A 23,218-nucleotide genomic window follows, 5' to 3' on the forward strand; every position below is an offset into this window, starting at 1 on the left:
TAAATTAATTTTTCCTAACTATAAAACACATCTTATTTTTTAGTCCTTGAAAGTATGTTATAATTATCATGCACTTATTATTATTATGGAAGTAGTGAATTCTATGAATATTCGAATCATTGGATATGCTGGCAGCGGAAAAACTTCTCTTGCATTAGCAATTCAAAAAAAGTATCGGATTCAAGGTATTTCGCTAGATGACTATCTTCAAATAAAAAATAAATCTGATCGGGCCAGACAGTTAGAACATGATCTCTATGACTTGAGAGATTGGACCACTGAGGGCGTCCAACTTGGTCAATGGTGTCAGGAAACCCTGACAAGAGCAGATTTAATTATTTTGTTAGATTATCCTCTACTACTCGTTCAGTATCGTGTCGTAAAAAGAGCCTTTTTACAGGTCTTTGAAAAAGAACGTGATTTTTCGCAAAAGATAAAAGTAATCAAACGTATGTTTAAACTATTTAAATGGAACGTACGTTTCAAAAAAAGATTACCTGAAATTAAGAAGAATCTTTATTTATTTCCAGCTGAATTAATTATCCTTGAACACCCTGAAGATGAAGTTCGCTTTCACCAATTTATGAAATCAAACTTTAAGAGAAAGATCAAAAAAAGAAAAAGGTAAATTGTTTTAATCTCAAAAAAACAATTTACCTTTTTTATATATTAAAATTTAGTTAAAGCTAAAATATTATAACCTTCAATTTTATCGCGACCATTTAAGTCTGTTAATTCAACTAAGAAAGCACAGCCAACAACTTCACCACCAAGTTTTTCAATTAACTCAATCGTTGCAGCAATGGTTCCACCTGTTGCTAATAAATCATCACAGATTAAAACTTTTTGTCCTGGTTTAATTGCATCTTTATGTAAAGCTAAGATTGCTTCACCATATTCTAATCCATAGCTCACTTCAATTGTTTCGCGAGGTAACTTGCCTTTTTTACGAGCAGGAGCAAAACCAATTCCTAGTTCATATGCTACTGGACATCCAATGATAAATCCACGCGCTTCAGGTCCGACGATCATTTCAGCACCTAATTCTTTTGCGTAAGATACAATTTGTCTTGTTGCTTCTTGATACGCTAGTCCGTCTCCCATTAATGGTGAGATATCTCTAAAAATGACGCCTTCTTTTGGATAATCTGGAATACTTGCAATATAATCTTTTAAATTCATTTTTTGTTTCCTCCTATCGAACAAAGCCACTGTTTGATTTCTCCCGTATTACTACAAATAAACAATTTCTCTGATTCGATTTTCTTTAAGTATGCTTGGTATTTAGTACTTTCAGTTAATGGTCGATGCGGTGGGTTTTCCACGCGCTTCATCAACCCATCTTCTATTGTAACAAAACCTAATTCAAAAAACACTTTAATCATGAAAATAACTTTATTTTTATCAATTTTTAAATAACTAATAATCGCATCTAATTTATGACGCACATCGATTGACGACTGTTGATGAATTAGTTTGAAAAATTTACCAAAATCATCGCGCGTTGGTATACCAGCCAAATAATGATCAAAATCGGTTTCACATAGTAGAACCCATCTAGATACATCATAAGCAACCGCCATTTTTTCCGCTACTTCTAATGACGGTGGACACTCTAAGATGGCAATAGTTTGATAGATATCTATTGAATCTAATTTTTCAAAATCAAAAAGCTTCACATTCATTGTTTTAGAAAATTTATCATAAAATGGTTGGGTAAAGACTAGTCCACAAATATCATTTTTTGATAGTTCAAAATTTTGTGCTTTTTTTCCACGTGCATCAAATATTTGTAACCCATTGACACAGTAATCTGTGATTTGGAATTGCGGTTTACGCTGACCATTCCATTCATTAATAGAAACTTGGCCAACAAACGACAAGCCACTGCCACTTTCAATTTCTTCAAGTGCATCGCCAAATGAAAAACCGATACAATCTAAATCCGTTTCACCCGAACGAACTAACAGTTTTAAATGATCTTGATTGACACCAAGTCGTTTCATGCTTGTCATTGTTTCTGGATCAATTTTAAAATACGGTGCAGGATTATCAGTTCCAAATGGTCTTAGCTGATTCAATTGTTCGATCTTTTTAACAGTTATCTGATCAATAGCTAAGTTTTCATCAATTGCTAGGGCAGGTTTTTGAGAAAAGTCATATTCACCTGCTGCTAACTGCGTTTTAATTGCTTCGCGGATGCTCTCAACTTTATCCTTTTCAAAAGAAAGTCCACAAGCCATATGATGGCCACCAAAACTAACAAATTTTTCTTTCATTTGAGTTAAAAATTGAAACATATCGAGATGCTCCGTGCTTCGACCTGATCCTTTTATTAAACCTGTTTGTTCATCATAAGTCATAATCAAGGTTGGCCGACCCGTTTTTTGCACCACTTTACTAGCTACAATTCCTAAAACACCTTGATGCCAGCCTTCTTTAATGATGAGATTAAAATCTGATGATTCTTGTTCAGCCATAAGTAGCGCTTCTCCAGAAATTCTCTGAACGATTTCTTTTCGTTCATCATTACTTGCCTCAACATCACGTACAATTTGTTCTGCTGCTTCATCATCAAAAGTAGTTAACAGTTCAACTCCTGGAGAACCGTCACCTAATCTGCCAATTGCATTCAAGCGTGGTCCAATTGTAAAGCCAACTGTCTCTTCATTCAATTCAGCTAATTTCAATTTTGTTTCCGAAAACATAATTTGTAACCCTATGCGGTCTGTCTCTTTCAAACGATCTAAACCTAATTTTACAAGGGCACGGTTCTCATCTGTTAATGATACCAAATCAGCAATAGTTCCAATTGCAACTAAATCAAGAGCATCAATCGGAATTTCTCCTAATAATGCACTACTTAATTTAAAAGCAACCCCAACACCCGCTAAATCTCCAAATGGATATTCTCCCTGAGGATGTCGGGGATGGATAATCGCATAAGCGTTAGGTAATATTTCCGGCAACTCATGATGATCAGTTACGATAACATCCACATTATTTTCTTGAGCGTACTGAATCGCTTCATGACCACTCACACCATTATCAACCGTAATAATTAAAGTGACTTGTTCTTGTTTCATATAATATTTATAAACTTCTTTATTTGGACCATAGCCATCGTCAAATCGATTGGGAATAAAATAGGATACATTAGCGCCTACCAATTCCAAACTCTCTTTCATAAGAGACGTACTTGTGATACCATCCGCATCGTAATCACCATAAACAAGAATTTTTTCATTATTCATTATTGCTGTCTGAATACGCTCAACAGCTTTTTCCATATCATAGAGTAAAAACGGATCATGTAAATTTTCCAAAGCAGGATAAAAAAATGAAGCTACGTCTTCAACTTGCTTTACTCCTCGTTTCCATAATAACGGGGCAAGATCATTTGATAATCCCAATTCTTTTAACGCTGGAAAGAGACTTTCTGATTTTATGGTATCTGTCTCTTCCTGCCATTGATATCTTGATTCTTTCAAAATAACACTCCTTTTGGCATTAAAAAAAGGCCTAAATAGCCACACTTAAATTTTACCACAAAGAAGTAGCCAACTCAATTTGTAAAATTCAACTTTTACATTGATAGTCCTACTTAAGTTTGTTAAAATTTTATGTAGAAGCCTATTTTGGAGGAAGATATGAAAAAGTGGATTACTGCCTTATCCTTAATTTTAATAGTTGAAATTGTAGTTGTTGGTGCATTAATATATCGTCACGAAACAAACCTCCCCAAAGAGGTCGAGATTGAGACCTCTCAAAAAATTATCTCTCACGTTAAAAAGAACACTCCGAAAACTAAGCAAGTTAACAACCTAAAACTACCAATCGATCAGTGGACAGATAATGAGAACAAAGCACCATTTCCAATTTTAATGTACCATAGTTTTGAAAAGTCCGATGATGGTAATACATTAAAAATTGATCCAGCTGAATTTGAAGAACAGATGCGGTGGTTGAAAGATAATGATTATTATACCTTAAATACTGATGAAGCAATCACTGTTTTAAAAATCAATAAAGTTCCTAGCAATAAAATTATTTGGTTAACATTTGACGATGGTTACCTCAATAACTTTACCCAAGCTTTTCCAATTTTACAGAAGTATCAATTAAGTGCAACAATTAACTTTATTACTTCTAAATTAGGTTCATCTTCTTATTTCAATCTTGAACAAATGAATGAGATGAAAACCAGTCAGCTAGTTGATATTCAGAGTCATACAGTTAGTCACTTAGATTTAAATACTCTTTCGGATGACCAGATAAAAACTGAATTGGCTGATTCAAAAAAATGGCTTGATGAAAAACTGGCACAAGATACAAAATTATTATGTTATCCTGCTGGAAGATATGATGAGCGTGTTAAACGTATTGCCAACGAGGTTGGATACGAACTTGCTATCACAACAGAGCCTGGACTTGCATCTAGCCAAGCAGATCCTTTTGCATTAAAAAGAGTGCGTATGGAACCAGGATTGAATTATGAAGGCTTTGGAAATCTCATCAAGCAATTGACACAAAATTAAAAGAGTACGATTCGACCAATTGGGTAGAATCGTACTCTTATTTTTTATCCTTCAGCTCAAAACGCTCACCTGAGATAGACGGGGTTCCGTGAGCTGAGCTTCGGCACTAAGTCAATCCTGATACTTTGACATAAACCGTCAAATTTTCATGCTTGCCTTACTGCTCAGCTCAAAACGCTCACTCCAACACCTTATTATGAAAAGGCATGAATCAGGGTTAGGTTCCAATGAACTGTTTTAGCGTATAAATAGTTACCGCCATTTTTATATAACTTACCTCCGTTATAAAACAAAGCAAGTGGCGATTTATAGAAATAGGTTTCACCGTCTTTATTGCCTAGCAGTGGAGCAAGAACATCTCGTGAATATTTTTTTGCTAACTCGACTGTTGTTTCACCACCATTTTCTGAAATATAATCAATATAATTCATCCCAAAATTATAGGCTTGAACCGCAGTCCAAATATCACATTTTTTTTGATTTGATAACTTGATAACTTCTGCTAAATGAGCAACACCGATGTCGATACTTTCCTCACTGGTTTCAATCTTGTTTTGAAGTCCGTATTTACTTTCACTACTTTGCATCACATCTAAATGATTACCTTTCGTTTCAGAATAAATAATAGCCAAAGCAAGATCCGCATATTCTTCAACACCATGTTTTTTAGCAGCTTCTTGAACTGTACTTTCCCACTTCATAACTTGATTGACTTCTTTTTTTGTCTGGATGCCAAAACTAATCAACATGACAATGCAAGAGACAAGTATCAGTAAGAAAATAATTTTGATAACTTTTCTCTTTTTTTTCAATTAAGCATCACTCTTTTTTCTTTTTACCATAAGCATTCATCCAATCTTTAGATAAATACTTATCTGACTGTAACTCAATTGTTGGTCGTTTTTCGTTTGCTAAGAATTTTTGCAATTCTTTATCGAAATCAACCCAGCCAACCCAGCCAATATGGATTGTATCTTGCATGAAAAAGGCTTTTGAGCGGTCAAATGTGAAATCTGCTACATTGGTAAATCCTTGACTTTTAATTTGTTCATTTATTTTTTTACTAAATGTATTTAACATTTCTTCTGACAAACCGGTATAATCTGACCATAATTTGTTAACAGGTGGAATGACAAACATTGCATCAATATCATTTTTAGCTAAAATACTTAAAAACAATTGGAAATCTGCAAATTCAGGAGATTCTACGTAATTAAATTTCTTTTGAGAATTTCTTAAACTATCCTTCATCGGTGCAATACGTTTTGAATAAAAACTATTCTTTATATCAAACTCATTATTACTTGTTGATTTTTGACCTGTTTTTGTTGCCAATGCTTCAAGTTGCTCAACATTATAAGTATTAGGTAAACCTGCTGTTTTTTCAGTAATTTTATCTGCTCTCGTTTTAAACACAAATTGACTGAATAAGCGATCTTCATTATTTAATAATTGATATTTAACAGCTGCTGCACGTTTTTCACTTCGAGACAACTCTTCATTATCACGAATTTTTTGTAACATATTTTTTAGTCGTGTATCGGAAGCAACATTTTCGAATTGAAGTAATCGTTTAGCTAAATAACGGTCATTTTCATCAGGTTTTTCCAATTCGCTTATCCATTGATACGTTTGTAACGGCGAGTAGAAAAATGAAAACATTTGTTGACTCACACCATCTTTAACAAACCATTGTGGCGAAACAACAAAGACTACTTTTTTACCTTTTAGTTCGTCCTTCATTGAATTTAACATTAATACGTGCGTTAAAGACTGCGTTCCAGGAGAGCCTAAAAGAAAAGGTTCATAAGGGCGATTGTATTTTTCTGCTAAAACAGATGGATGAAATGTATCTACCCGACTTAATTCTGATGAACCAAAGAATGGTAAATACTCACCGCTTTTAACTGCAGTATTTTTAACAAGATTACCTTTTAGAATATTAACAGACATTGAAGATGCTGCATTATGGATGGTTTTTGATGAAGGTTTATCTAATGAGCGCGATGGGAATATTAGAATACCAGCAACAACCAAAACCGCTACGACAAGCGGTCCAATTGCTGTAAGTAATTTCTTTTTACTCATCTTCATTACAGTTTTGAAACTTGATCAATAATTTGTTGCGGTGTTCCCCATTCGCTACGTTCATACTCTGAAACTGGAACAGTCACACCTAAGCGACCATCAATTTCAACAAGCATTTGAACAGTACCCATTGAATCTAATAAACCTTCTTCATATAAATCCATATCTAATTGATTACTTACATCTGTACCTGTTAATTCTTCAATAATTTCTAAAATTGTTGTTTTAATATCCATTTAAAATCACCTTATCCTTTAGTTGTTAGATTGTAGTCAGATGTTTGATTAGAACATCTAAGAAACCTGAGAAAATTAAGAAGCTGACACACACTGCATTAAATGTTAAGAACACTGAAAATGCATGTGTAAATTTGTTACTTGGTAATTTATCTTTATGTTTTCGTTTGTAACGAATCCACGCGTCATTAATACAGATTAGAGCCGCATGGTAGAGACCGTAAACGATATAATACCATTCTAAACCGTGCCATACTCCCATTAACATAAATAGTGCAAAATAGCCGACGTTTGAAGCAACAATACGACTCTTGAAAACTTTCTTTTTCAAAAGAGTAAACATCAAACGCATATAAACATAATCTCTAAACCAGAATGACAGTGACATGTGCCAACGATTCCAGAATTCTTTAATATTTGGTGAGATAAATGGTTTGTTAAAGTTAATTGGTGTTTCATAGCCTAATAAGTAACTAGTCCCAACAGCAAACAAACTGTATCCTGCAAAATCAAAGAATAAATAGAAACTATAAACATACATATAACCAATTGTACCTAACACAACACCATTTTTGCTAAGTGCAAATTGTTGAACAAGTGGTAATAATTGCGATCCTAAGAAATAGCCGATAATAAACTTATAAAGGAAACCTAAGAAGATAAAATGGATTCCTTTACCTAACAGCTCCACATATTTTTCAGTTGTTGGTGCTGAATGTAAATCACTTGTAAAACGGCGATAACGGTCAATCGGACCAGACGAAATAGTAGGGAAGAATATAAGAAATTGAATATAATCACTCATCTTATAATCTTTTAAAATTCCATCACGCATTTCCATAATAACTTGAACTGATTTAAAAGTTAAATAAGAATAACCTAAGAAACCAAATAATGTTTCTGTCAGCATAAATGGTTCTAACTTAATAATTATCATTGGAACTATACTCAAGAAAACAGTTAAATAGAAAATACCTGAACTATTTTTTTCTTTACGATAATTAAAATACCATTGTGTCAACATGACTTGCCAAACAATATAGGCAATCAGTGAGATTCCTTGTCTAAGGTTCGGACCAGCAAAACTCATCCAAAGAAAGACAACAGTAATTAAATTTTGATACCATACGACACGTTTACCTTTTAATGACATAAAAATTGACGGTAAGAATAATACCCCTAAAATAATAAAGTAAAACGGTGTCTCATATGGTGTTAAATATGGAAAACTGCTTAAAATATTTGTCATGTATTATTCACCTGGCCTATTAATGCCTTCCGGTCAACTTTACCATTTACACTTAAAGGTAAAGATTCGACAATATCAATTTTTTGTGGCACCATGTACTCCATAACTTTTTGAGCCAATTGTTGTTTCAATTCTTTAGCTAACTCTTTTTCGTCAGCATCTTTAAATTGATCGTTCACAACCACAAATGCAATTAATTGTTGTACCTTATGTAGTTTATTATATTTAGGCACAACACATGCAGAGCGAACAGCTTCCAATGCTAAAAGATGGTGATCGATATCACCAAGTTCAATACGGAATCCATGCCATTTCACTTGGAAATCCAATCGGCCTTTATAGAATAATAGCCCTTTTTTAAGTAAACCCGCATCACCCGTTCGGTATGCTTGGTCTCCTTCATAAGTGAAGAATGCCTCTTTCGTCTTTTCTTCATTATTAAAATACCCCTGTGAAACTGGTGGGCCAATAATAATGATTTCGCCGATTTCGCCATCAGGTAACACCTTTCCTTCTTCACTCATAATGAGTAACCGTGTATCACTTTTAACCTTACCTAATGGAAGTCGATCCACTTCCTCAAGGAGTTTTTCAGTTAACTTCACTGATGTGACAGCCACTGTTGCTTCTGTTGGGCCATACGTATTAAAAATGTCAGCATCTGGAAAACGTTCCATTAATTTAAGTGCAACTGGACGTGGTAATTCTTCACCACAAAACTGAAAGTTGATTAAGTTTGGTAATTTTTCTTGTGAAAAATCAGGACTTAATAAGCAAATTTCAACCATTGATGGTGTCGATACCCAGACATTTAAATCAAGTTCAGGCAAACGTTTAAATAAAGTTGGAAAGTGATCAACTTCTGGTTTATGTAATGGAATTAAAGCGCCACCTGTAAGTAGTGCTGGATATAAATCCATAACTGATAGATCAAATGAAAAAGGTGCTTGACACAAAAATCTTTGACCTGTCTTAAGATTAAAATCTGATACCATCCAGTCTGTATAACTCTTCAAATTGTTAAATGAAATTTGAACACCCTTTGGTTTACCAGTAGTACCAGATGTAAAGATTGTATAATAGATTTCGTCTCCTACAACAGGTGATAATACCACTGGTTCGATTGCTTGTGTTGTAATTTTCGTAAATTGTTCCAAGTCAATAACAGTTGATGCTAATGGCCATGGACTCAATGAAATAATCGCAATTGCTTGAGATTCTTCAACAATTAGATTAAGACGATCGTCTGGTGTATGTTGGTCAACAGGAATGTAAGCATGTCCTGATTTTGTACATGCAATCATGCTAATTAATACTTCACTAGTATGCCCTCCATAAACGACAATCCCTTCTCTTTTGGGATAATGTTCTTGTAAATAACTAGCTAATATTTCTGATTTTTTTTCAAGTTCAGCATAGCTTAACTTATCTTCAACATCATCAAAACAAAGTACATTTGGTGTTTGAATAGACCATTTTTTTATCGTGTCTAAAATTGTATTCATGATCGTGGCCCTCCTAAAATAGTTTAAAATTGATTATATATAAATGAGCCTCCGCCAACTTGGCTATAATGATATAAATATATTAATCCCAAGATAATCGCTGCATATAGTAATGATTTTCCAATAAATTTTGTCCAGTATTTTAATTGATCATTTTTTTGAGTTTCCATTGAGATTACCTCCTCTAATTAATTTCAATTAAATTATATCTGTTTATTTGCTTTTTCTAATCAAGCATTTGACTTAACTTTCTCTACGACTAAAGTCTTAGTACTTTGTCTCAATTTAAGCCCAATAGTAAAAGTATACAAGAAATTTCAGATAATTCAATAACTGTTATAAAAAAAACAAGAATAAAAAATTTAAAAACATTAAGTTTGTGATAGTTCGACTAGCTACCTCTTTAAATAAACCTTATACATAATAATTGTTATTGTCAATATAATCCGAATATCACTAAGAATACTTAAAAAATCCAAAAAAACATCCACTAACCGAAAGGCTAATGGATGTTTACTTTATATTTTAATATAAACCGATAAATGGACCTGGATCTAAGAAGCCACTCCAAATTCCTGTTGCAATACCAAAGTGTAAATGAACACCAGTTGAGTTACCAGTTGTTCCCATTAAGCCTACAACATCTCCTGCTTCAACATGTGTTCCCGCAGCAACACCTAATGAGTTAAAGTGCATGTAATAAGTATAGTAACCATTATCATGTTGAATAATCACATGATTTCCAGCACTTGGGTGATAACTAGATTCAACAACAGTACCCGCTCTAGATGCATAAACAGGTTGATTTAGAGAACCTGGCATATCGATACCATCATGGAAAGTACCAGCACTACCTGTAGGATCTTCACGTCCACCAAATCCACTTGAAATTGTAATGTTTGGAATTGGACGTTGGAAGCCACTTGCTGATAATGGTGATTTAGAGTTATCTGTTTTACCAGTTTGACCTGTATTTCTATTGATTGATTTTGGAATTGAAACTTCCATTTCTTTTTCAGCTTGTTCTTGTGCTGCTTTAGCAGCTTTAACTTGATCAGCTAATGCTTTAGCTTTTTCTTCGTTTTCTTTTTGAACACGTTCAGCTTGAGCTTTTTGTGAAAGTAAGCTTGCTTTATTGCCTTTAGCACCATCTAAGTTTTTAAGAATAGCTTGTGCAACTTTAACTTGTGCATTTTTTGAAGCTTCAAGTTCAGCTTCTTTTGTTTTTAACTCTTCAGCTTTAGTTAAAATTTCATTCACTTTATTTTCTAATTTAGCTTGTTTTTTAGCTAATTCATCTTGATCTTTCTTTTGAGCCTCAACAATATCACTATTGTTTGACACTAAAGTACTATATGCCATAGTACGACTAATCGCATCAGAAACTGAAGTTGAATCTAAGATAACATTTAATAAATCTTGATCACTTTGATTCATTTGTGCAGAACGAGCTTGTTCGGCAATTTTATCAGTACGTTTTGCAATTGTTTTTTCTAATGCTTTAATTTCCTCGTGAATTTTATTAACTTCTTTTTCAAGTTTTAATTTTTCTTCCATTAAAGATTCCTTTTCAGATGATAAATCTTTAATTGTTGCTTCCAAAGTAGCTAATTCACTATTAATTTCTTTTTCTTGTTTTGATAAATCATTAATTTTCTTTTCTTCAGTAGCAAGTTTGCTGTCAATTGATTCTGCTGATGCAACAATACCCGCAGATGAAGAGCCTAGTATTGATACTGCGATAGACATCGCAATAAGTTTTTTATATTTCATGTATTATTTTCTCCTATCAACTGTTTTACCCATAAACAGTATAACATATAAAGTATCAAATAAATTTACGAGTATATTACATTTATATTTCTACGACAAGAAACAGTATAACACACTTTTAAAATATATGTAAAATTAACCTAAAAAACCAGCATATATTTTTTATATGCTAGTTTTAACTTCATCAAGCCCTAATCATCTGTAACATTTTTCATCTCTAATTCAGAAATCTTACCGGTTTTAATGTAGACAATCCACTCACAAACATTTGTGACATAGTCACCAATACGCTCTAAGTAGCCTGCAACTTGTAAATAATCTGCCCCTACAACCACTGTTTCAGCATTTTCTTTCATTGCACGAATTGAGTGACGATAAATTGATTTGAAGTATTCATTAATCTTACGATCGCTTGTCGCAATTTCAATTGCTTTTTCTTCATCAGTATTAATATAAGCAATTAAGACTTCATCTACCATTTTTGTAACTTCATCAGCCATCTCTGAAATTTCTTGTTCAATTTCTAAAACTCGTTTATTTCCTTTAACACGAATGGTTGACTTAGCAATCGAAACAGCATGGTCGCCCATTCTTTCTAAATCACTACTTGCCTTCATTATCGTGACAATAATTCTTAAATCGGTTGTGACAGGCTGTTGTAAAGCAATCATTTCAAAACTTTTCTTTTCCAAGTCCTGCTCTTTTTGATTGATTGAATCATCGCGATCAATCACTTGTTTTGCTAAACTTTTATCATGGTCAATGAAAGCTTTAACTGAATTATTGATTGCTTTACTCACTTCTTTTCCCATTAAATAAAATTTATCATGTAACTTATTTAAGTCTTCTTCGAATTGTGTTCTTAGCATTTTCTCTCATCCCTTCATTCATTGTATTTCTCTGCTTAACCAAATTTTCCAGAAATATAATCTTCAGTCTCTTGTTCACCAGGATTAAGAAACATTTTCTTAGTGTCATTATACTCGATTAAGTCGCCATTTAAAAAGAAAGCCGTCTTATCAGAGATACGTGACGCTTGTTGCATATTATGCGTTACCATAATCATTGTATATTCATCTTTTAATTCCAATAACATATTCTCAATTTTACCACTTGAAACAGGGTCCAACGCACTCGTTGGTTCATCTAAAAGAATCACTTCTGGTTTAACAGCTAGAACTCTTGCAATACAGACACGTTGTTGTTGACCACCTGATAAAGAAAGTGCACTTTTATGCAGTTTATCTTTAACATCATCCCAAACAGCAGCTGCTGTTAAGCTTTCTTCAACAATTTGATCTAGCTCACTTTTAGAATGCTTTCCCTCTAAACGTAAACCATAGACGACATTATCATAAACTGAAAACGGGAATGGATTTGGTTGTTGGAAAACCATCCCAATTTGTTTTCTTAACGTTACAATATCTGTTCGCGGGCTATAAATATCTTGTTCCTTGTAAGTTACCTTTCCTGTAATTGTTACAGAAGGAATTAAGTCATTCATTCGATTCAATGTTCTAAGGTACGTGGATTTACCACAACCCGAAGGACCAATTAAAGCAGTAATGCCACCTTCGTTAAAATCCATTGTGATGCCTTTTAATGCTTCATGTTTGCCATAGTATAAATGTAAATCATTCGATTCAATAATTGACATAAGCGCCCTCCTTAACCAAAGTGCCCTGATACATAATCTTCGGTTGATTGAATTTTTGGTCGTGTAAAGATTTTTCTTGTTTTATCGTACTCCATGACTTTGCCCATATAGAAAAAGGCAGTGTAGTCACTAATTCTTGATGCTTGTTGCATATTATGTGTCACGATAGCAATCGTATAGTTTTCCTTTAGATTAATTAATGTTTCTTCTACCTTACTCGTTGAAATCGGATCTAATGCACTCGCTGGTTCATCTAAAAGTAAAATATCTGGTTTCATAGCAATTGCTCTTGCGATACATAAACGCTGTTGTTGACCACCTGAAAGTGCTAAGGCACTTTTATTTAATTCATCTTTCACTTGATCCCATAACGCCGCTTGTTTTAAACTTGTTTCCACAATTTCATCAAGTTGATTTTTATCTTTCATGCCATGTTGTTTTAAGGCAAAGGTTATATTTTCATAGATTGATTTACTAAATGGATTAGGACGTTGAAAAACCATGCCAATATGTTTACGCATTTCATACACATCAATCGCACTCGAATTTATGTCAGTATTCGCATAAATAATTTTCCCCGTCACCCGTGTATTGTCAATCTCATCATTCATTCGATTTAGTGAACGAAGATAAGTTGACTTTCCACAACCTGAAGGACCAATTAGAGAAGTAATTTTATTTTTTTCAAATTGAAGTGACACACCTTTTATTGCTTCATTATCCCCATACCAAACATGGACATCTTCTGTTTCCAAAGCGATTTGTCTTTCTTTTGGATCAAAGCGATAAATATGTGTTTCATCAAGATTATAATTTTTCATCCTTAACGACCTTTCTAAGCAGATGTAATTTTCTTATGCAATCTCTTACCAATAAAACGAGCTAAGAAGTTAAAAAGTAAGACAGCAATAATTAATACCGCTGATGCTCCAGCAGAAACCTGGGCACCATCAGGCATATTTCCTTCACTATTAACTTTCCAAATATGCACAGCTAATGTTTCAGCTTGTCTAAAGATATTTAGTGGGCTCGTAATACTTAACGGATTCCAATTGCTAAAATCTAAAGCTGGTGCACTTTGTCCAGCTGTATAAATTAAAGCCGCAGCTTCACCAAAGATACGTCCTGCACCTAAAATGACTCCCGTCAAAATACCAGGTAATGCTTCTGGGATAACGACACGTGTTACTGTTTCCCAACGTGATAAGCCCAGAGCAAGTCCTGCTTCACGTTGTGTAAAATGAACAGTCTTTAATGATTCTTCAACATTTCTTGTTAAAAGAGGTAAATTAAAGAAAGTTAACGCTAAGGCCCCTGAAATAATTGAGAAACCTAATCCGGCTTGGATAACAAAAACTAAAAAGCCAAATAGACCAACGACAACTGACGGTAATGAACTCAAAACTTCAATTGATGTTCGAACGACATTCGTGAACCAATTTTTTCTTGCATACTCTGATAAATAGATACCAGCACCTAATGAAATCGGAATACTAATCAACATTGTAATAATTAACAGATAAAAGGAGTTAAATAATTGAATTCCTATCCCACCACCAGCTTGAAAACTTTTTGACGGTTTCGTTAAAAAGTCGATACTGATGTGGGGTACTCCTCTAACTAAGATATATAAAATTAAACTTGCAAGGATGGCAATAATAATGCCGGCAATGGTATATAAAACGCCTGTTGCAATTTTATCCGCTTTTTTTGCATTCATTTATTTCATTGCCCCTTTCTTGCCAATTAAGCGTGTTAAGATATTAAAGAATAATGACATTAATAATAATAGTAATGCTAATGACCAAAGAACATTATTTTCAAGTGTCCCCATAATTGTATTACCAATTCCCATTGTCAAGACACTCGTTAGTGTTGAGGCTGGTGTAATTAAATTGTGTGGTAATAATGCTGCATTTCCGATAACCATTTGAATCGCTAAAGCTTCTCCAAAGGCACGTGCCATCCCAAAAACGACTGCTGTTAAAATACCCGGAATGGCTGATCGCAACACAACTTTATAGATTGTTTGCCATCTTGTCGCACCAAGTGCTAAAGACGCTTCACGATAATGACGTGGGACAGCCTTTAAAGCATCAACTGTCATCGAAGTTACCGTTGGTAAAATCATAACAAACAAGACAAATGTTCCAGCTAGAATACCAAAACCAGAACCGCCAAAGACATTACGAACTGCTGGTACAATCACAGACAAACCAATAAAACCATAAACTACAGAAGGAATACCAACTAATAGTTCAATAACTGGTTGTAATACTTTTGTACCAATCTTAGGTGAAATTTCAGTCATAAAGACTGCTGCTCCAATCGCAAATGGTGTCGCAATTAGCGCTGATAAGAAAGTTACAATAAATGATCCAGCTAACATTGGGAAGGCGCCGACCATTGGTTTACCGTCAGGTCCAAGCGTTCCAGGGTTCCATTCTTTCCCAAAGAGAAAATCAAAAAAGTTTACTTTATCAACAAAAAAGGTTGCCAAACCCTTGCTTGCTACAAAATAAAAGATTGCAATTACAACGAGAACAATCAAAAGAATTGCTAAAAAACTGATTGTTTTACCAAATTTTTCCAATTTGGCTTTTTTAGACTTCTTTAATAACTTTACTTGTAAATCTTCCACTGATACTCCTCCTAATAAATAGGTATTTATCTTACACTTATTTTATTTTCCCAGCTGCATCTCGTTCAACTTTCATTTTTGAAACGGGAATATAACCCAATTGAGGGACAATTTCTTCTTGAACTTCTTCGCTTTCCATATATTCTAAGAATTCCTTGGCTAAACCTTTAGGTTCACCTTTTGTATACATGTGTTCATATGACCAAATAATCCATTTGTTTTCCATAACATTTTTTTCAGTCGGTTTGACATTATCTACCATTAATGTTGCCACCTCTTTTGTTACATAAGAAAATGCAACATAACTAATTGCGCCAGGTGTTGTACTCACAATTTGACGTACCATTCCTGTTGACTCTTGTTCTTGCGAACGTTTCGATTGTTTACCTTTTAAGACCCACTGTTCAAACGTATGACGACTACCACTTCCTGCTGCTCGATTAATCAAAACAACTGGTACGTCTTTGCCGCCAACTTCTTTCCAGTTGGTAATCTCACCAGTAAATATTTTTCCTAAGTCTTCTAATGATACATTTTTAACACTGACTTCTTTATTAACAATTGGTGTTAGGCCAACAACTGCGACACGATGATCTACTAATGCTTTAGCATCAATGCCACCTTTTTCTTCGGCAAATAAATCTGAATTGCCAATTTCAACAGCCCCAGATTGGACTTGGCTTAAACCAGTTCCACTTCCGCCACCTTGAACATTAACAAATTTTCCCATATTCAGACTACTATATTGCTCTCCTGCTGCTTCTACTAAGGGTTGCATAGCGGATGAGCCCACTGCATTAATTGATTCGCCGTTATCAACAGTTCCACAGCTTCCTAAGCCTACTGTTAATCCAACTAACGTGATAAATTTCAAAACCTTTTTCACACGGATTGCCTCCTAATATCTACAATAACTTTACAAAAATAGAGATTAATAAAACTCTCCATCTAAACATATAATTATGGAAGTCAAAATGCAAGTCATTTTACATTGAATTTACAATTCAACTTCAAATGTAAATATGTTATGAGACCTTAGTGAGAAACATTCAACGATACAGTTCCAGTTTCGATTTCCTAACAGCTATAATTAGGAAAATCATAAAAAAAGAACCGGCAATAAATTGCCGATTATTTCTTTAAATATAGAATAAGTTTTCCGATGAAAAAATATCATCACTTGTCACATCAATACCTAGTTTTTTCAAAACTTGTTCATCATCCTTATTCAAAATAACTGTTGAGTGCGCTTGGGTATCAACTAACTTACGTAGTTGATCGTAGGCTAATTGAGCTGTAGGATTTGTTACCGCACTCATAGCCAAGGCGATTAACACCTCATTTGTATTTAACGCTGCAGCTCGACTATTCAATTCTTCTACTTTCATTTTTTGAATCGTTTCAAGAATGACTGGTGAAAGCAGTAAGATATCATCAGATATATTTGCCAAATATTTCACGGCATTTAGAATAGCTGCTGCTGAAGCATCCATAAAATCACTTAAGCGACCCGTGACGATTTTACCATCAGGTAACTCGAACGCGATGGCAGATATCGGTGCTGTTGAATCAAAACGAATTTTCAATTCCTCCGCGTAGTTTCTTGCAGCCACGACCGAAAAACGATCTTCTTTTTTTAGTTCCATCTCTTCCATTATTAAATGGATGCGACTAACAACTTCATCATCAACCAAACCACGTTTATAAAAGACCTCTGTCTCAAAACAACGACGAATAATTTCATCTTTAGACGCCTGACAAATCACTTCATCATCAACTATACCGAAGCCAACACGATTTACACCCATATCAGTTGGCGATTTGAAGACTGACGGCTTACCGGTAATTCGTTCAATAATTCTTTTGATGACTGGGAATGTTTCTAAATCACGATTATAATTCACTGCAACCTCGCCGTATGCTTCATAATGGAATGAATCAATCATGTTTACATCTTTTAAATCGACCGTTGCCGCTTCATATGCGATGTTTAATGGGTGTTTAAGCGGTACATTCCATACTGGAAATGTTTCAAATTTTGAGTAACCAGAAATCGTGCCTTGAAGGCTCTCATGATAAATTTGACTCAAACTTGTCGCTAATTTACCACTACCCGCTCCAGGAGCGGTAACAACAACAATTGGTTTAATTGTCGGAATGTAGCAATTGCGACCAAAACCTTCCTCACTAACAATCTGATCAATGTTATAGGGATAGCCCTCAATCGCTTCGTGGGTATAAACTTTAATTCCACGTTTCTCTAATTTATTGATAAATATTTTTGTTGCTGGTTGTCCTGTATAACGAGTGATTAACACACTATTAACAGCTAAACCGTACTCATTAAATTCATCAATTGATTTTAAAATGTCCATATCATAAGTGATACCATAATCGCCACGAATTTTGTTACGCTCAATATCACCTGCATAAACACAAATTAAAATTTCGGCTTTATCTTTTAGCTTTTGTAAGATTTTTATTTTAGAATCTTCATCAAATCCTGGCAAAACGCGTTTCGCATGTTTGTCACCGATTAGCTTACCACCAAACTCTAAATAAAGTTTATCGTAATTGTTGACACGTTCTAAAATGTATTTAGATTGTTCTTCTATATACTTATTTGAATCAAAACCAATTTTTCGCATACTGGTACCCCTCTATTTCGTTATGATTATTTTATTTAGATTGTTTTCTTTTTTTCCATAAGATTACAAAAAATACATATCCCACTAAAATCAGTAATACTCCTATTGAGACCATTAGTCCTAATTTAAACAACGGTGTTTGATAATAAAGTTCAATTTTATGCGTTCCCTCTGGTAATTTCGCACCAATAAAACCATAGTTTACTTTTTGAATATCATATGACTTACCATCAACTTTTAACTTCCATCCTTTTGAATAAGGAATTGACGTTGCTAACATACTAGATCTTTCTAAAGTCATTTCCCCTGTAACGGAAGAAGATTTTATTTTCATGTCTTTAAGTTTATTTTTTTGTATCATCTCTACTCGGTTCGAATATTCTGAACTAATGACGCGTGAATAGATTTTTACATCCTTAATTGTAGCGATACTATTACCATTAATCTCTATTTTTAATTTTTGTAAATCATTTTGTGAAAGTTTCCCTAAACTCATTATCGTATTTGGTGTTGGTCGATAAGAAGAAATATTATTAGGTGAAAATTGATAAAAACTATTCAATACTTTTTTATCAGTTTTAACATTAAACGTTGTCCCTAATTGTTCATAATCGATTGCACTCATTTTGCGTTCGATTTTATTTTCACCTTCATATAAAGGTCTATGTTTAGATTCAAATCTTCTTTCACTAAAAGGTTTTGGTGAGATTTCGATACCATTTATTTCGATAAAAAATTCTTTATCTTGGACATCTTGTGATTTGGAATTAAATAAAAGTTCATAATTATTTTGTTTCTTAGAAACTTTTACAGATTCGTTCTTCAAAGTTGACGTAACCTGATTAGAATTACGATTTGACCCTTTTTCAACGACAACTGCTTGACTCAGTAATTCCTCTCTTTCAATCCCATTCATTTTTTTCACTTTATCTTGTGGAATTGATTGCTCCATTGAATAAACTAGTGGAAAAGCATTTTTAGTTTCATAAAGTCCTTTATTACCTTTTGACTCTATTTTTTCAAATCCATTCGGAATTAATGCTCCTTGTTGAGCATATAGATAACGAACTCCTAAAAAATCACTCATCATGTAACGATTGTCTAAATGTTTCAGCGGTTCTGCCATTTGAAATTCAACATTATCCATAGCTAAACTAAAATCACCAACTGAACCATTTTGTAATGACACATAAGAATTCACCATCGGCTTATCAATCATAGGTCCAATATTCGCTCTTGAACGATGACCATCATACATTCCCTTAGTAAAATTACTTCGATAAAAATCAGATTTATCAAAAGCAACAGATTGATTTAATCCCCCAAGATAGTTCTTATAGTATGGATCAACTGAGTGCCGATTCATATGCCAAGAAATTGCATTATTTCCTTCTTCACTATTATAATAATTACCTAAGTACGCGGCGTTTATACAGGTTAGTGATAATAAAACGATTACGCTACCTTTAATTTTTTTATCTTTATTATCGACATTAAAAGCAATGACTCCAATAGTTATCCACATAAGAACTAAAGGTATCCCTACTGCTTTTTGTTCGTAGAAGCTGTATGTATCGCCAACGAATGCCATTACTGTCAAAACAGCACCTACAATAAAGATTGTCTGTACTTCCCTACGATTAACTAATTTTATCGAATCAATCATGTTGGCTATCACAATGGTAAACGGAATTGTCATCAGAAAAACCCAACGAACAGAAGGAGTGGCCATCCCGTTAATTGCTGCTGCTAACATTGGTGTTAGCCAACAAATAAAGCCAACCGCAATTGATAAGTTTAATTTTTTATATTTCTTAAATCGAGAAAAACTTATTACTAATGCGGGAACAACAACTACACCGTACCCCCCATAATATTCAAAACTATTTGAACTAGTTGCCGTAATAAAGCGTGGTATAAAATCCAAATAATAATTAAATGGATAAACTAATAATCCATTCGCGAACGGTACGCTTGAGCGTGTAGAATTAAAAAAGTAGTCCAACGTAGGTAACAAAATTACACTGGATAATAAAATTCCTAATAGGCCAAAAGGAATAATTGAAGCAATCTGAATTCCCTTCTCTTTCCAGTTCTTTTCTTTTTGTGTTAAAACTTGGACCACAAAATAAAAAATTGCGCCTAATCCAAGTAAAAAAGCAAAATAAAAATTATTAATTAATGTCCAAGTCACCATAACAGTAAAGAATGCTTTGTTTTTTCCTTCTAAAAAATAATCAATACTCATTAAAAGTAGTGGATAAATTACTAAAGGTGTTAAAAACATTGGGTGTGATATTGAAGAATGGACAGCATATCCTGTAAAAACATAAAACATTGAAACTAATAATAATGCTTTATTACTATAATTATATTTATTTTTTAAGTAAGCAATTAATGCTAAACCAGCAAAAAATAATTTTGAAAGCATCATTGCTACATATGTATTTTCAATATTCTTAAAAAATAAGAAGGGATAAACAAAAATGTCACCTACAGAATAGTAACTAAAGCTCTGGAATGAATCCGCTCCTAACCCAAGTGTCCAATCCCAAAAATGGCCAAACTCTTGTGGTTGATGGATAACATTTTTTATCATTTCTTTTAATTGCGCAATGGAAACGTAATGTTGCGATAAGGCATCTAGATTACTCACAAAGGTTTTTCCACTATCTAAGAATGGTAAATATATGATATATAAAACAATTGCAAATAGTATGCTATACCCCATAACTAGCTTAAGCGTAGACTCTTTTTTATTGATCATTAACTAAAAACTCCTAACCTATTAAAATGATTTTTTGTAGCATATTTTTATTTTTTATGTTAATTGCCATGATTACAATACCAAATATAATAATAGGCATGAGTAATAACGTGCATTTTAAAAACTACAAAAGTTCCCTCCTTTTAAGTTTTGGGGGATTCAAAAAAATAAATAAAACTCCCTACTCTCATGATTAATGAGAATAAGGAGCTTTCATGTACAAACTGACCCATTAAAAGGGTGCCCAAAAAGTATGATACCTTTTAAGTACGATTGAGTCAAGTTTTATTCTTACGGTGTCACGTCTTCAATAGTGATATCTTCGATTGTGCTAACCTTATCATCCTTACTTTTATTCGCTTTGAAGGACACTTTATCGCCTTCTTTTAAAAACATACTATATATGTTATTTGAAGTACTAATTGTATAAACAGTATTATTTCCCTTTAATAAGAACGAGATTGTTTCAGTTCCGTCTATAACGACTTTATTAACACGTTGAACTTCACCACTAATACTTTCTAACTCTGTTTTAGTAGTATTTCGATTATTACTTCCTTTCATACTTAATCGAACTTTGTACGCTTCCAGTGTTTTTTGAGCATCATTACCATCCACTACAATATCACTATCCGTCGCTGAAACATATACGTATCCTTTGAAAATTCCATTTACATCTAACAACGAAATTATCCAAGTTGGCACACCCTCGACATTATATAAAATTGGCATTTTAGCATCCCATTTTTTTTCAGGATAAATTTTTTCCGCAATTGAGATGGCCCCATCACTATCCATCATCCCCTTATTGTCACGATAATACTCCATAATACCAGTTCTCGCATCAATTAAGCTATAACCTAAAGCACTATCTTGCTTAGCATCATCACTCGTGAAATCAGTAAAGTACAAAAGGTGTCCTGATTTAGACATTAATGGCGTCACGGCTCCACTTGAGTATATTCCATTACTTGTTGGTTGTTTTACGTCATCTTTAGTAAAAATACTATTTAGCCATCCCTTACCATACTTACCAAAATAATTATTCATGCTACTTGCAACTGCACTTGTCAATGGAGCGTCAATATATTCTGGCGTATCTTTTAAATCATAAACTATTGTTTTGCCTGTTTGGCTATTTAAAACACCAACTTTAAATTTATCATATCTTTTTTTACCACTTAAGCCATACTCTTTGTAAAGAGTAGTAACATAGTAAGGAGTACCATCATCACCTATTTCTAAATTAACTGCACCCATTCGTGCATAACTCGAAGAACTCGCATAGATGTTTCGTTCGGCGTCTTGCCATAGATATGCACTGGGAACATATTTCATCTCTGTTTTAACAAATTCTGGTTGAGCATTGATATCTGTGGCACTTATTTTAAAATAGCCAGGCATTTTCTTAAAACGATTCCACTTCCAAAAGCTACGATATTCAATACCAGATACATAGACATACTCACCATCAATAACTTGTGCCGTTGTTGTTCCTAATTTATAGGCACTATAGTTAGGAACACTACTAATCATTTTTTGCATCTTATTACGTGCACTTTTAGTAGACATTGCAATTGGTGTTTCTTTCGTAGATACTAACTCTTCTGTTTCCTTCACTTTTTTTACATTGATTGTTTGATAAATTTCATCCGTACTCAAAATTCTAGCAACAGGCACGTAAATAACCACTATCACTAAAGCTACAATTCCTGCAAAGAGAGCTTTAGTTAATTTTATCCCCCCCACAGATTGTGCTTGAATAACATTCTTTTTTCTTTTGGGTTTCACATTAATATTTTTTAATACTGTTCCAACATTTAGCATAGTAAAAATAAAAACACCAAACACATATGAAAGTATATTAATTACAACTAAATTACTTAACGTTTGCGGTGGTAATACCATATAAATAAAAACAAAACCAATCATAGTCATACAAAGTGATGCGACAATACTTCTCCGAATTATCTTACTATTCCGTGTTGACAACAGAAGCCCAATAATCATTGCAAGATAAAAACCAATATTAAATTTTAATGCTATAATTAAAAAATTTACCATCCAAAACATATTTCCACTCTCCAATTAAATTAATAATGAATAAAATTATTAT

At 33.5% G+C, this 23,218-nt stretch carries 20 protein-coding genes; 2 read left to right on the forward strand and 18 right to left on the reverse strand.

Annotation, left to right across the window (positions count from 1 at the left end; all coding sequences use genetic code 11):
* The first annotated feature begins 103 nt into the window (after positions 1-103).
* Positions 104-628 (forward strand): P-loop NTPase family protein, encoded by a 525-nt coding sequence (locus tag ESZ54_RS01725; RefSeq protein ID WP_136135949.1) that lies wholly within the window; start codon positions 104-106, stop codon positions 626-628.
* Between the two features lie 41 nt (positions 629-669).
* Here the strand turns inward: ESZ54_RS01725 and ESZ54_RS01730 are convergent, their stop codons facing one another.
* Both ESZ54_RS01730 and recJ read right to left on the reverse strand, forming a co-directional pair.
* Positions 670-1,182, reverse strand: a complete 513-nt coding sequence (locus ESZ54_RS01730; RefSeq protein WP_136135950.1) for an adenine phosphoribosyltransferase — start codon at positions 1,180-1,182, stop codon at positions 670-672.
* Positions 1,179-3,491 carry a single-stranded-DNA-specific exonuclease RecJ gene (recJ, locus tag ESZ54_RS01735; protein ID WP_162615062.1) on the reverse strand — a complete coding sequence of 771 codons (2,313 nt, stop codon included), beginning with the start codon at positions 3,489-3,491 and terminating at the stop codon, positions 1,179-1,181. The genes ESZ54_RS01730 and recJ overlap by 4 nt, the downstream gene beginning before the upstream one ends.
* A 159-nt stretch (positions 3,492-3,650) precedes the next feature.
* Between recJ and ESZ54_RS01740 the strand changes: the two genes are divergently transcribed.
* Positions 3,651-4,538, forward strand: a complete 888-nt coding sequence (locus ESZ54_RS01740) for a polysaccharide deacetylase family protein (RefSeq protein ID WP_136135952.1) — start codon at positions 3,651-3,653, stop codon at positions 4,536-4,538.
* Between the two features lie 194 nt (positions 4,539-4,732).
* Here the strand turns inward: ESZ54_RS01740 and ESZ54_RS01745 are convergent, their stop codons facing one another.
* The 16 genes from ESZ54_RS01745 to ESZ54_RS01820 form a co-directional block, all read right to left on the reverse strand.
* Entirely contained in the window at positions 4,733-5,350 is a 618-nt protein-coding gene (locus tag ESZ54_RS01745; protein WP_239433725.1) for a lysozyme family protein, read from the reverse strand.
* Positions 5,351-5,357: 7 nt separating this feature from the next.
* Positions 5,358-6,626: a D-alanyl-lipoteichoic acid biosynthesis protein DltD gene (gene dltD / locus ESZ54_RS01750; RefSeq protein WP_239433726.1), complete on the reverse strand. Its 1,269-nt coding sequence runs from the start codon at positions 6,624-6,626 to the stop codon at positions 5,358-5,360.
* A 5-nt stretch (positions 6,627-6,631) separates the two neighbouring features.
* The gene (gene dltC / locus ESZ54_RS01755; RefSeq protein ID WP_136135955.1) at positions 6,632-6,862 is read right to left on the reverse strand and encodes a D-alanine--poly(phosphoribitol) ligase subunit DltC; all 231 of its coding nucleotides are present in this window, start codon (positions 6,860-6,862) and stop codon (positions 6,632-6,634) included.
* A 25-nt stretch (positions 6,863-6,887) separates the two neighbouring features.
* Entirely contained in the window at positions 6,888-8,111 is a 1,224-nt protein-coding gene (gene dltB / locus ESZ54_RS01760) for a D-alanyl-lipoteichoic acid biosynthesis protein DltB (protein WP_136135956.1), read from the reverse strand.
* Positions 8,108-9,616, reverse strand: coding sequence for a D-alanine--poly(phosphoribitol) ligase subunit DltA (dltA, locus tag ESZ54_RS01765; RefSeq protein WP_136135957.1), 1,509 nt, complete (start codon positions 9,614-9,616; stop codon positions 8,108-8,110). Before dltA ends, dltB begins: the two co-directional genes overlap by 4 nt.
* Positions 9,617-9,639: 23 nt before the next feature.
* Complete coding sequence (locus tag ESZ54_RS01770) at positions 9,640-9,786, reverse strand: teichoic acid D-Ala incorporation-associated protein DltX (protein WP_136135958.1); 147 nt, start codon at positions 9,784-9,786, stop codon at positions 9,640-9,642.
* A 355-nt stretch (positions 9,787-10,141) separates the two neighbouring features.
* Positions 10,142-11,389 (reverse strand): murein hydrolase activator EnvC family protein, encoded by a 1,248-nt coding sequence (locus tag ESZ54_RS01775; RefSeq protein WP_136135959.1) that lies wholly within the window; start codon positions 11,387-11,389, stop codon positions 10,142-10,144.
* Positions 11,390-11,580: 191 nt separating this feature from the next.
* On the reverse strand, positions 11,581-12,258 hold the full coding sequence (gene phoU / locus ESZ54_RS01780) for a phosphate signaling complex protein PhoU (RefSeq protein ID WP_136135960.1): 678 nt from the start codon (positions 12,256-12,258) through the stop codon (positions 11,581-11,583).
* 35 nt (positions 12,259-12,293) lie between these two features.
* Positions 12,294-13,046 (reverse strand): phosphate ABC transporter ATP-binding protein PstB, encoded by a 753-nt coding sequence (pstB, locus tag ESZ54_RS01785; protein WP_136135961.1) that lies wholly within the window; start codon positions 13,044-13,046, stop codon positions 12,294-12,296.
* Between the two features lie 11 nt (positions 13,047-13,057).
* The gene (pstB, locus tag ESZ54_RS01790) at positions 13,058-13,867 is read right to left on the reverse strand and encodes a phosphate ABC transporter ATP-binding protein PstB (RefSeq protein ID WP_136135962.1); all 810 of its coding nucleotides are present in this window, start codon (positions 13,865-13,867) and stop codon (positions 13,058-13,060) included.
* 14 nt (positions 13,868-13,881) lie between these two features.
* The gene (gene pstA / locus ESZ54_RS01795; protein WP_136135963.1) at positions 13,882-14,766 is read right to left on the reverse strand and encodes a phosphate ABC transporter permease PstA; all 885 of its coding nucleotides are present in this window, start codon (positions 14,764-14,766) and stop codon (positions 13,882-13,884) included.
* Positions 14,767-15,687, reverse strand: a complete 921-nt coding sequence (gene pstC / locus ESZ54_RS01800; protein ID WP_136135964.1) for a phosphate ABC transporter permease subunit PstC — start codon at positions 15,685-15,687, stop codon at positions 14,767-14,769.
* Between the two features lie 37 nt (positions 15,688-15,724).
* Positions 15,725-16,573 carry a phosphate ABC transporter substrate-binding protein PstS family protein gene (locus tag ESZ54_RS01805; protein WP_136135965.1) on the reverse strand — a complete coding sequence of 283 codons (849 nt, stop codon included), beginning with the start codon at positions 16,571-16,573 and terminating at the stop codon, positions 15,725-15,727.
* Between the two features lie 253 nt (positions 16,574-16,826).
* The gene (locus tag ESZ54_RS01810; protein ID WP_136135966.1) at positions 16,827-18,335 is read right to left on the reverse strand and encodes a DUF1846 domain-containing protein; all 1,509 of its coding nucleotides are present in this window, start codon (positions 18,333-18,335) and stop codon (positions 16,827-16,829) included.
* A 31-nt stretch (positions 18,336-18,366) separates the two neighbouring features.
* Positions 18,367-21,102 (reverse strand): YfhO family protein, encoded by a 2,736-nt coding sequence (locus ESZ54_RS01815; protein WP_136135967.1) that lies wholly within the window; start codon positions 21,100-21,102, stop codon positions 18,367-18,369.
* A gap of 291 nt (positions 21,103-21,393) precedes the next feature.
* Positions 21,394-23,175, reverse strand: a complete 1,782-nt coding sequence (locus tag ESZ54_RS01820; RefSeq protein ID WP_136135968.1) for a DNA-binding protein — start codon at positions 23,173-23,175, stop codon at positions 21,394-21,396.
* Positions 23,176-23,218: the final 43 nt, after the last annotated feature.

Origin of the sequence: Vagococcus silagei, from assembly GCF_004795745.1 — a bacterium.
Classification (GTDB): domain Bacteria; phylum Bacillota; class Bacilli; order Lactobacillales; family Vagococcaceae; genus Vagococcus; species Vagococcus silagei.

Bases quoted from the DNA above. Each gene is read 5' to 3' on its own strand.
- dltB (WP_136135956.1), bottom strand. From the start codon at position 8,111: ATGACAAATATTTTAAGCAGTTTTCCATATTTAACACCATATGAGACA.
- ESZ54_RS01770 (WP_136135958.1), bottom strand. From the start codon at position 9,786: ATGGAAACTCAAAAAAATGATCAATTAAAATACTGGACAAAATTTATT.
- phoU (WP_136135960.1), bottom strand. From the start codon at position 12,258: ATGCTAAGAACACAATTCGAAGAAGACTTAAATAAGTTACATGATAAA.
- dltD (WP_239433726.1), bottom strand. From the start codon at position 6,626: ATGAGTAAAAAGAAATTACTTACAGCAATTGGACCGCTTGTCGTAGCG.
- ESZ54_RS01740 (WP_136135952.1), top strand. From the start codon at position 3,651: ATGAAAAAGTGGATTACTGCCTTATCCTTAATTTTAATAGTTGAAATT.
- ESZ54_RS01820 (WP_136135968.1), bottom strand. From the start codon at position 23,175: ATGTTTTGGATGGTAAATTTTTTAATTATAGCATTAAAATTTAATATT.
- ESZ54_RS01810 (WP_136135966.1), bottom strand. From the start codon at position 18,335: ATGCGAAAAATTGGTTTTGATTCAAATAAGTATATAGAAGAACAATCT.
- ESZ54_RS01730 (WP_136135950.1), bottom strand. From the start codon at position 1,182: ATGAATTTAAAAGATTATATTGCAAGTATTCCAGATTATCCAAAAGAA.
- pstB (WP_136135962.1), bottom strand. From the start codon at position 13,867: ATGAAAAATTATAATCTTGATGAAACACATATTTATCGCTTTGATCCA.
- dltC (WP_136135955.1), bottom strand. From the start codon at position 6,862: ATGGATATTAAAACAACAATTTTAGAAATTATTGAAGAATTAACAGGT.
- pstB (WP_136135961.1), bottom strand. From the start codon at position 13,046: ATGTCAATTATTGAATCGAATGATTTACATTTATACTATGGCAAACAT.
- ESZ54_RS01775 (WP_136135959.1), bottom strand. From the start codon at position 11,389: ATGAAATATAAAAAACTTATTGCGATGTCTATCGCAGTATCAATACTA.
- dltA (WP_136135957.1), bottom strand. From the start codon at position 9,616: ATGAATACAATTTTAGACACGATAAAAAAATGGTCTATTCAAACACCA.
- ESZ54_RS01725 (WP_136135949.1), top strand. From the start codon at position 104: ATGAATATTCGAATCATTGGATATGCTGGCAGCGGAAAAACTTCTCTT.
- pstA (WP_136135963.1), bottom strand. From the start codon at position 14,766: ATGAATGCAAAAAAAGCGGATAAAATTGCAACAGGCGTTTTATATACC.
- ESZ54_RS01815 (WP_136135967.1), bottom strand. From the start codon at position 21,102: ATGATCAATAAAAAAGAGTCTACGCTTAAGCTAGTTATGGGGTATAGC.